Origin of the sequence: Nocardia neocaledoniensis, from assembly GCF_029868625.1 — a bacterium.
In the GTDB taxonomy this organism is placed as follows: Bacteria; Actinomycetota; Actinomycetes; order Mycobacteriales; family Mycobacteriaceae; genus Nocardia; species Nocardia neocaledoniensis_A.
In genome coordinates, this window is record NZ_JARWOJ010000138.1 from 17,398 (window position 1) to 27,040 (window position 9,643).

5 protein-coding genes are annotated in these 9,643 nt (G+C 69.1%); 4 read left to right on the forward strand and 1 reads right to left on the reverse strand.

Annotated features, from left to right (window positions below):
- Positions 1 to 60: 60 nt before the first annotated feature.
- From fadD32 to QH270_RS10410, 3 genes are all read left to right on the forward strand, one after another.
- A complete protein-coding gene (gene fadD32 / locus QH270_RS10400; protein ID WP_280340460.1) occupies positions 61 to 1,977 on the forward strand; it encodes a long-chain-fatty-acid--AMP ligase FadD32 in 1,917 nt (638 codons plus the stop codon).
- 95 nt (positions 1,978 to 2,072) lie between these two features.
- Entirely contained in the window at positions 2,073 to 7,220 is a 5,148-nt protein-coding gene (gene pks13 / locus QH270_RS10405; protein ID WP_280340462.1) for a polyketide synthase Pks13, read from the forward strand.
- Positions 7,217 to 8,761 carry an acyl-CoA carboxylase subunit beta gene (locus QH270_RS10410; protein ID WP_280340464.1) on the forward strand — a complete coding sequence of 515 codons (1,545 nt, stop codon included), beginning with the start codon at positions 7,217 to 7,219 and terminating at the stop codon, positions 8,759 to 8,761. Before pks13 ends, QH270_RS10410 begins: the two co-directional genes overlap by 4 nt.
- 59 nt (positions 8,762 to 8,820) lie before the next feature.
- Here QH270_RS10410 and QH270_RS10415 read toward each other — a convergent pair whose 3' ends face one another.
- Positions 8,821 to 9,387, reverse strand: coding sequence for a Uma2 family endonuclease (locus QH270_RS10415; protein WP_280340465.1), 567 nt, complete (start codon positions 9,385 to 9,387; stop codon positions 8,821 to 8,823).
- 48 nt (positions 9,388 to 9,435) lie between these two features.
- Between QH270_RS10415 and QH270_RS10420 the strand changes: the two genes are divergently transcribed.
- Positions 9,436 to 9,643, forward strand: a 208-nt coding sequence (locus QH270_RS10420; RefSeq protein ID WP_280340467.1) for a hypothetical protein, incomplete at its 3' end; no start/stop codon positions are given.

Sequence of the window (9,643 nt, forward strand, 5' to 3'; positions counted from 1 at the left end):
TCAACGCCACAGCGCGTTGGGAGAATTCACCGGTGTCCGGGCCTCGGAGGAGAAGAAGGAATGGAAGAGACTTTCGACGACTACCTGGACGAGACCGGGAACATTGTGATTCCCGAGGGTCGGACCCTGGTCGATCACGTCGAGAAGCACACCCGTAACGATGCGAATACGCTCGCGTACCGCTACATCGACTACTCGCGCGAGCGCGACGGTGAGGTGCACGAGCTGACCTGGCAGGAGTTCGGAGTTCGGCTGCGCGCGGTAGCCGCTCGCCTGCAGCAGGTGACCAACCCGGGCGACCGGGTCGCGATCCTCGCCCCGCAGGGCCTGGACTACGTGATCTCCTTCTTCGCCGCGATCTACGCGGGCACCATCGCCGTGCCGCTGTTCGATCCCGACGAGCCGGGTCACACCGACCGCCTGCACGCCGTCCTCGGTGACTGCGAGCCGTCGGCGATCCTCACCGCGACCTCCTCGGCCGCCGGTGTCCGGCAGTTCTTCCGTTCGCTGCCGGCCGCGCAGCGTCCGCGCATCATCGCCGTCGACGCGATCCCGGACACCCTCGGTGACTCCTGGGTCCGTCCCGACACCGCGATCGACGACATCGCCTACCTGCAGTACACCTCGGGCTCGACCCGGGTGCCCGCCGGTGTGGAGATCACCCACCGCGCGGTCGGTACCAACCTGCTGCAGATGGTCAAGGCCATCAACCTGGACTGGAACTCGCGCGGCGTCACCTGGCTGCCGCTGTTCCATGACATGGGTCTGCTCACGGTGATCCTGCCCGCCGTCGGCGGCCGCTACATCACCATCATGTCGCCGAGCGCGTTCGTGCGCCGTCCCTCGCGCTGGATCAACGAGCTGGCCGCGGTCTCCGACGGCGCCGGTACCTTCGCGGCCGCGCCGAACTTCGCGTTCGAGCACGCCGCCGCGCGTGGTCTGCCGAAGGCGGGCGAGTCGCTGGATCTGTCGAACGTGATCGGTCTGATCAACGGCTCCGAGCCGGTGACCGTCTCGTCGATGAAGAAGTTCAACGACGCGTTCGCGCCCTACGGTCTGCCCAAGACCGCGATCAAGCCCTGCTACGGCATGGCCGAGGCCACCCTGTTCGTCTCGGCGACCAAGGCCGAGGACGAGGCCAAGGTCGTCTACGTCGACCGGCACGAGCTGAACGCGGGCCGCATGGTGCGCGTGGAGCAGACCGACGAGAACGCCATCGCGCAGGTCGCGTGCGGTTACGTCGCGCTGTCGCAGTGGGCCACCATCATCGATCCCGAGACGGTGGAGCGCCCCGAAGGCGGCCGCGAGCTGCCCGACGGCCGGGTCGGCGAGATCTGGCTGCACGGCAACAACATGGGCATCGGCTACTGGGGTCGTCCCGATGAGTCGACCAAGGCGTTCCGCAACAAGGTCACCGAGCGGCTGGCCGAGGGCAGCCATGCCGAGGGCACCGAGGCCGACGCCGACTGGCTGCGCACCGGTGACTACGGCGTGTTCTACGACGGCGAGCTCTACATCACCGGCCGCGTCAAGGACCTGGTGATCGTCGACGGGCGCAACCACTACCCGCAGGACCTGGAGTTCTCCGCGCAGGAGGCGTCCAAGGCGCTGCGGCCGGGTTTCGTCGCGGCCTTCGCGGTTCCGGCCAACCAGCTGCCCGCCGAGGTGTTCACCGCCGACAGCCACTCCGGCCTGAAGTTCGACGCCGACGACGCGTCCGAGCAGCTGGTCATCGTGGCCGAGCGTGGTCCGGGCGCGGGCAAGGCCGATCCGGCCCCGATCGCCGACGCGGTGCGTGCCGCGGTCTCGCAGCGCCACGGCGTGACGGCCCGTGACATCCTGCTGGTCCCCGCGGGTTCGATCCCGCGCACCTCCAGCGGCAAGATCGCCCGGCGGGCTTGCAAGGCCGCCTACCTCGAGGGAACGCTGCGCGGTGGTTACACCCAGCAGGCTTTCCCCGATGCACCGGAAGAGTAATCGGCCGACCGGTAGCGAGCGACGCCCGGCGTGACACACACGTCGGGCGTCATTCCACGGCGCGCCCTGTACACAGACAGGTAGCTTGAGGATTAATGGCTGACAACGAGGGCACGCCCACCCCCACCCCTGAGACCTCCACTCCCGAGGGCGATCTCTCGGTGGCCGAGCTGCGCGAATGGCTGCGCCGCTGGGTCGCCGACGCGACCGGCCAGTCGATCGACGCGATCACCGTCGACCGGCCGATGGAGGAGTTCGGGCTGGCCTCGCGCGATGCCCTCGCCCTCGGTGGGGACATCGAGGACTACACCGGCGTCACCCTCGCGCCGACGGTGATCTACCAGCATCCGACGATCGGGTCGCTGGCCGAGATCATCGTCAACGGTGAGCCCGAGCTGCCCGCCGAGGAGATCGAGGACTACGCCGCGGCCTACCAGCCCGGCGAGGCGCACGACATCGCCGTGGTCGGCCTGTCGACCCGCCTGCCCGGCGCGGGCGATACGCCGGAGTCCACCTGGGAGTTCATCATCGGGCGCGGCGACGCGATCCGGGAGCTGCCGGAGGGCCGCTGGGACGAGTTCCTCGGCGATCCCACCATCGCCGCCGCCGTCGCCGCGGGCAAGACCAGGGGCGGCTACCTCGACCAGGACGTGGTCAAGGGCTTCGACGCGGACTTCTTCGCCACCTCGCCGCTCGAGGCCGAGCGCATCGATCCGCAGCAGCGGCTGATGATGGAGCTCACCTGGGAGGCGCTCGAGCACGCGCGGATTCCGGCGAGCGACCTCAAGGGTTCGCCGGTCGGCATGTTCATCGGCTCCTCGACCAGCGACTTCCAGATGCTCGCCGCGCTCGCGCTCGGCAACACCGATCCGAACGTGCCCGCCTCGGCCGAGGCCTACGCGATCATGGGCAGCTCCAACGGCATCATCGCCAACCGGGTGTCCTACTTCTACGACTTCCGCGGCCCGTCGGTCACCGTCGACACCGCGTGCTCGTCCACGCTGGTCGCCGTGCACCAGGCGGTACGCGCGCTGCGTGACGGCGAGGCCGACGTGGCGCTGGCCGGCGGCGTGAACATGCTGCTGATGCCGATGACGACACTCGGTTTCGCCCCGGGCACCTCCGAGGACGGCCGGATCAAGGCATTCTCGAAGGACGCCGACGGCATGGTCCGCTCCGAGGGCGCCGGCTTGGTCGTGCTCAAGCGGCTCGTCGACGCCGAGCGCGACGGCGACCACATCTACGGCGTCATCAAGGGCACCGCGGTGAACAGCGACGGCCGGTCCAACGGCCTGCTCGCGCCGAACCCGGAAGCCCAGGCCGACGTGCTGCGCCGCGCCTACCGCGACGCGGGTATCGCCCCCTCCTCGGTCGACTACATCGAGGCACACGGCACCGGCACCCCGATCGGCGATCCGATCGAGGCCGAGGCGCTGGCGCGCGTCGTCGGCCGTGGCCGCGAGGCCGACAAGCCCGCCCTGCTCGGCTCGGTGAAGACCAACTTCGGCCACCTGGAGTCCGGCGCCGGCGTGCCGAGCCTGGCGAAGGTGCTGATGTCGTTCCAGCACAACGTGATTCCGCCGAACATCAACTACGCGGGCCCGAGCCCGTACATCCCGTTCGAGCAGGCCAACCTCAAGGTCGTCGACGAGCCGACCGAGTTCCCGCGCTACAGCGGCGTGGCGACCGTCGGCATCTCCGGCTTCGGTTTCGGCGGCACCAACGCGCACGTGGTCCTCCAGGAATACGTGCCGGGCGCGTCCGCCGTCGCGGACGTGACGCCGGAGCAGGTCGCCGCCGCGGAGATCGAGGGCGAGGAGACCACCGATGTGGTCGCCGAGGCCACCGCGATCACCGAGGCCGCCGCCGAGCCGCTGCCCGAGTGGGACGGCGAGCGCGCCGAGCCGCTGCCGGTGATCCTGGCCGTGTCCGCCTACCTGCCCTCGCGCCGCAAGCGCGCCGCGGCCGAACTGGCCGACTGGCTCGAGGGCCCCGGCAAAAATGTGCCGCTGGCGGATGTGGCCCGGTCGCTGGCCAAGCGCAGCCACCAGCGTTCGCGCGGTGTGGTGCTGGCCAAGACGCACGAGGAAGCCGTAGCCGGTCTGCGCGCCATCGCCGAAGGCAAGCCCGGCGCGGGCGTGTTCACTGCCGATTCCCCGGCGTCGAACGCCCCCGTCTGGGTGCTGTCCGGCTTCGGTTCGCAGCACCGCAAGATGGCCAAGCAGCTCTACGGCGAAAACCGGATCTTCCGCGAGACCGTCGACGCGGTCGACGAGCTGGTGCAGGACGAGGCGGGCTACTCGATCCGCGAGATGTTCCTCGACGACGAGCAGGACTACGACGTCGGCACCTGCCAGGTGGGCATCTTCACCATCCAGCTCGGCCTGGCCGCGCTGCTGCGCGCGCACGGCGCGGAACCCGCTGCCGTGGTGGGTCATTCGATGGGTGAGGTCGCCGGCGCGTACATCGCGGGCGGCCTGACGATCGAGGACGCGGTGCGCGTGATCTGCGCCCGTTCGCGCCTGATGGGCGAGGGCGAGCAGATGATCACCGAGGACGACGTGCGCAACATGGCACTCGTCGAGCTCAGCGCCCACGATGTCGCCCAGCTGCTGGAACGCTTCCCCGACGTGGAGTGCGCGGTGTACGCCGCGCCGACCAACACCGTCATCGGCGGGCCGCGGGAGCAGGTCGAGCAGATCGTCGCCGAGGTGGAGGGCATGGGCAAGTTCGCCCGCATCCTGCCCACCCGCGGCGCCGGCCACACCTCGCAGATGGACCCGCTGCTCGGCGAGCTGGCCGCCGAACTGGCCGGCATCGAGCCGACCTCGCTCACCACCGGCCTGTACTCCACCGTGCACGAGGGCCTGTACTTCAAGCCCGGTTCCGATCCGGTGCACGACGAGCCCTACTGGGTGAAGAACATGCGCGGCAGCGTGTACTTCACCAACGCGGTCAAGGCCGCCGTCGACTCCGGGCACACCACGTTCCTGGAGCTGGCCCCCAATTCCGTCGCGCTGATGCAGGTCCTCGGCACCACCTTCGCGGCGGGCGTGCACGACGCGCAGCTCATCCCGACGCTCAAGCGTAAGGAGGACGAGTCCGCCGGCGTCATCGGCGCGCTCGCCCAGCTCTACGTGCACGGCCACGCCGTGAACCTGAGTTCGCTGCTGCCCGAAGGCGATTACGCCGACGTGCCGCGAACCTCGTTCGTGCGCAAGGAGTACTGGCCCAAGGTCACGATGTCGGCCGGTGGCGGCAACGCCAAGGTGCCCGGCGCGCACGTCGCCATGCCCGACGGCCGCCATGCCTGGGAGGTACAGGCCGCTTCGGTCGGCGACCTCGCCGAGCTGGTGAAAGCCGCTGCCGCGCAGGTGCTCTCGGACGTCGCCGTGTCGGTCTCGCATCCGCACGCCGCGCTGCCGAGCACCGGCACCCTGACCACCACGCTCACCCCGCACCTCGGCGGTGCGTCGGTGCAGGTGCACGCCAAGGACGCGGGCGGCTTCACGCTGCTGTTCGACGCGGTCGTCACCTCCGGCGCCGCGCTGCCCGAACCCGTTGCCGCCGTGGCCGAACCGGCCGCCTTCGAGCCGACCGCCGCCGAGGTGGCCGTGGCCACCAGCGATCGCTGGGACCCCAACGGTAGCGAGACCGTCGAGCAGCGGCTGTGCGTGATCGTCGCCGAGTCCATGGGCTACGCCGTCGAGGACCTCCCCATGGAGATCCCGCTGATGGAACTGGGCCTCGACTCGCTGATGGCCATGCGCATCAAGAACCGCGTCGAATACGAATTCGACATCCCGCAGCTGCAGATCTCCGCGGTCCGCGACGCCAGCCTCAACGAGGTGTCGAAGGTGCTGCGCTACGCGATCGAGCACCGTGACGAGGTCGCGGCGATGGCGGAGAAGCAGGCCGCGGCCAAGGCGGCCGGCGAAGACGTCGAGATCGGCGTCGACGCGAACTTCGTCGAGGCGGCGCGTGCGGCGATCGCGGCGGGTGATGATCCGCTGGCGGCGGCGAAGGCCGCCGGTGCGGAAGTCCCGGACGTGGCTGTTGAGCAGCAGGACGTCGCTGCGGCTGAGGCTGTTTCGGCCGACAACGCGCAGGCCGCACTGGACGTCGACTACTCCGCCCCGGCCGGCGATGAGGACAACGTTCCGCCACGTGACGCGGCCGAGCGGCTCGCCTACGCGACCTGGGCCGTCGTCACGGGTACCTCGCCCGGCGGCATCTTCAACACGTTGCCGATCCTGGAAGAGGATGTCGCCGAGAAGATGGCGGCGCGCCTCACGGAACGGGTCAAGGCCGAGGTCACCGTCGACGATGTGCTCGACTGCGAGACCATCGAGCAGTTGTCCGAGGTCGTGCGCACCCTGCAGGACAGCGGAGCCGATGTGGACGGCTTCGTGCGTCCGCTGCGTGCTCGGGCCGAAGGGTCCACGGCCACTCCGGTTTTCGTGTTCCACCCGGCCGGTGGCAACACCCTCGTCTACGAGCCGCTGCTCAAGCGCCTGCCCGCCGACACCCCGATGTACGGCATCGAGCGAGTCGACGGGTCTATCGAGGAACGCGCGAGGGAGTACCTGCCGGAGCTGCGCAAGATCCAGGGTGACGGCCCGTACGTGCTGTACGGCTGGTCGCTGGGCGCGGTGCTGGCCATGCAGGTCGGTCAGCTGTTGCGTGAGGAAGGGGCCGATGTGCGCTACGTCGGCCTGATCGACCTCGCGATGACCGTCGAAGACGAGGACAACAGCCCCGAGGAGCGCGTCCGCCGCCTCGAGCGCTACCAGGCCTTCGCGAAGAAGACCTACAACGTCCCCGCCGAGCTCGACCGTTCGCAGATCGAGGAACTGGCCGCGGCTTCCGACGCCGAGCAGTTCTCGATGATCAGCGACCTGATAAAGCTGTCCGGAGCGAAGATTCCCGGCGGTGTGCTGGAACACCAGCGGACCTCGTGGATCGAGAACCGCGCGCTCCAGCAGGTCCGCCCGCGTGAGTACGACGGCGACGTCGTGCTGTATCTGGCCGACCGGTACCACGATGGTGCGATCGAACTCGAACCTCGGTTCGCCCATCGCAAGCCCAACGGTGGCTGGGATGAATACGTGAAGAACCTGGAGGTCGTCCACATCCCGGGCGACCACTTGCAGATCGTCGACGAACCGCGGATCGGCCAGATCGGTGCCGACCTCGCCGCCAAACTGGCCGCGATTTCCGCAAAGGGAGAAGTACGTAAGTGAGCACGACCGCCGAAAAGCTTGCCGATCTGAACGAGCGGCTCGAGCTCGCCAAAGAGCCGACTGGGGCCAAGGGGATCGAGAAGCGGGCGCGTAAGGGCATTCCGAGTGCCCGCGACCGGATCAACATGCTGATGGACCCGGGCACGTTCGTCGAGATCGGCGCGCTTGTCCGCAAGTCCGGTGACGCGAACGCGCTCTACGGCGACGGTGTCGTGGTCGGCCACGGCCTGGTCGAGGGCCGTCCGGTGGCGGTGTTCTCCCACGATCAGACCGTGTACGGCGGTTCGGTCGGTGAGGCCTTCGGGCGCAAGCTGTGCGGCATCATGCAGTACGCCGCCAAGGTCGGCATTCCGCTGGTCGGTATCAACGATTCCGGTGGCGCGCGTGTGCAGGAGGCGGTCAGCTCGCTGGCCTGGTACGCCTGGATGGCGACCAATATGGAGCCGCTGTCGGGCATGGTGCCGCTGGTGTCGGTGATCCTCGGTAACTGCGCCGGTGGCGCGGTGTACCAGCCGATCTGCACCGACATCGTGGTGGCCACCGAGTCCGCGCACATGTTCGTCACCGGTCCGAAGGTGATCAAGGAGGTCACCGGCGAGGACGTGAGCCTCGAGGAGCTCGGTGGCGCGCGTACCCAGGCCGACTACGGCAACATCCACCACGTCGCCAAGGACGAGGAGGCCGCGTTCCAGTGGGTGCGCGAATACCTCGGCTACATGCCCACCAGCTGCCAGGAGCTGCCGCCGGTGGTGAACCCGGGCCTGGAGCCCGAGATCACCGATTCCGACCGTGAACTCAACTCGTTCATGCCCGATTCGGACAACGCCGGCTACGACATGTACGACATCCTGCTGCGCATCTTCGACGACGGCGAGTTCAAGGAGATCAGCGGCGACACCGGGCCGAACATCATCACCGGTTTCGCCAGGGTCGACGGTCAGAGCGTCGGTGTCGTCGCGAACCAGCCGATGGCCTCGGCGGGTGCCCTCGATGCCCGCGCCTCGGACAAGGCCTCGCATTTCGTGCGCCTGTGCGACGCGTTCGAGATCCCGCTGATCTTCGTCGTCGACACCCCCGGCTTCCTGCCCGGTGTCGAGCAGGAGAAGGTCGGCGTGATCAAGCGCGGTGGCCGCTTCCTGTTCTCCTACGTGGAGGCCTCGGTCCCCAAGATCACCCTGGTGGTCCGCAAATCCTACGGCGGCGGCTACGCGGTGATGGGCTCCAAGCAGCTCGGCGCCGACATCAACCTCGCCTGGCCCACCGCCCGCATCGCGGTCATGGGCGCCGAGAGCGCCATCGGCCTGCTCGGCGCGGCCCAGATCGCCGCAGCCCCCGAGGACCAGCGCGCCGCCGTCCGCCAGAACCTCATCGATTTCTACAACGCCAACGTGGCCACCCCCTGGGTCGCCGCCGAACGCGGCTTCATCGACGCGGTCATCGAACCGGCGACCACCCGCCTGGAAATCCGCCGCGCCCTGAAACTGCTCCAGGACAAGAAGATCCAGCGCAACCCGCGCAAGCACCACGTCCTGCCGCTGTAAGAACACGAAGAACGGGCCGCCGCGATTTACGAGGCGGCCCGGTTAGCGTTTAGCTGCGGCTAAACCACGGCGAGGTCCACCTCGACCGAGAACGGGGCCGATACCTTGACGAGGCCGGTGAACATGTCGCCGGTGCGGTAGGCCCTGGTGGCAGGGTCGAGGATGTAGGTGTAGACGAGCGGGACACCGGTCGCGGCCTGCTCGACCCGCCAGAAGAAGGCGATACCCGCCTTGGCGTACTGATCCAGTTTCACGACGCGGTCGGTGGTCTCCGAGCCGGGGGAGACGACCTCGACGACCATCAGAACGTGCTCTGGCCTGGTCGGCGAGAGGTCGATCGTGTCGGCTCGGTACACCACGACGTCAGGGCGACGGTTCGTCAGCGGTACATCCTGGAGCCGGATGTCGAAATCGGTGTCGGCGTTCCAGTCGGCGCCGCCCGCACTGTCCAGCGCGTTCGCCAGTACCCGGGCCAACCGGTTGTGGCGCTTGGAGGCGCTCGGGCTCACTACCACCATCCCGTCGACGATTTCGATACCCGCGCACTGCTCCTCGGACCAGGAGTCGTAGACCTCCGCCGTGATCTGCTCATGCATCCACGCAGGGGGCGCTGTCTCGGCAGTCACGCACGCTCCTCTCGGACGCCTGTGAGCGGGTCCGATCCCGCCGATTCAGTGTACTTCGAGGCTGTCGGCCCGGAGTGGGCCGGCAAGACCCGTGTATGCGACGAGGGCCCCCCCCCGGGGGGGGGGGGGGGGGGGGGGGGGGGGTGGGGGGGGGGGGGGGGGGGGCGGGGGGGGGCGGCGGGCGCGGCCGGCGGGGGGGGCGGGGGGGAGCGCGGGGGGGGGGCGGGGGGGGGGGGGGTGGGGGGGGGGGGGGGGG

What these genes read in the sequence shown, in the direction of transcription:
- fadD32 (WP_280340460.1), top strand. Translation starts at nt 61, where the DNA reads ATGGAAGAGACTTTCGACGACTACCTGGACGAGACCGGGAACATTGTG.
- pks13 (WP_280340462.1), top strand. Translation starts at nt 2,073, where the DNA reads ATGGCTGACAACGAGGGCACGCCCACCCCCACCCCTGAGACCTCCACT.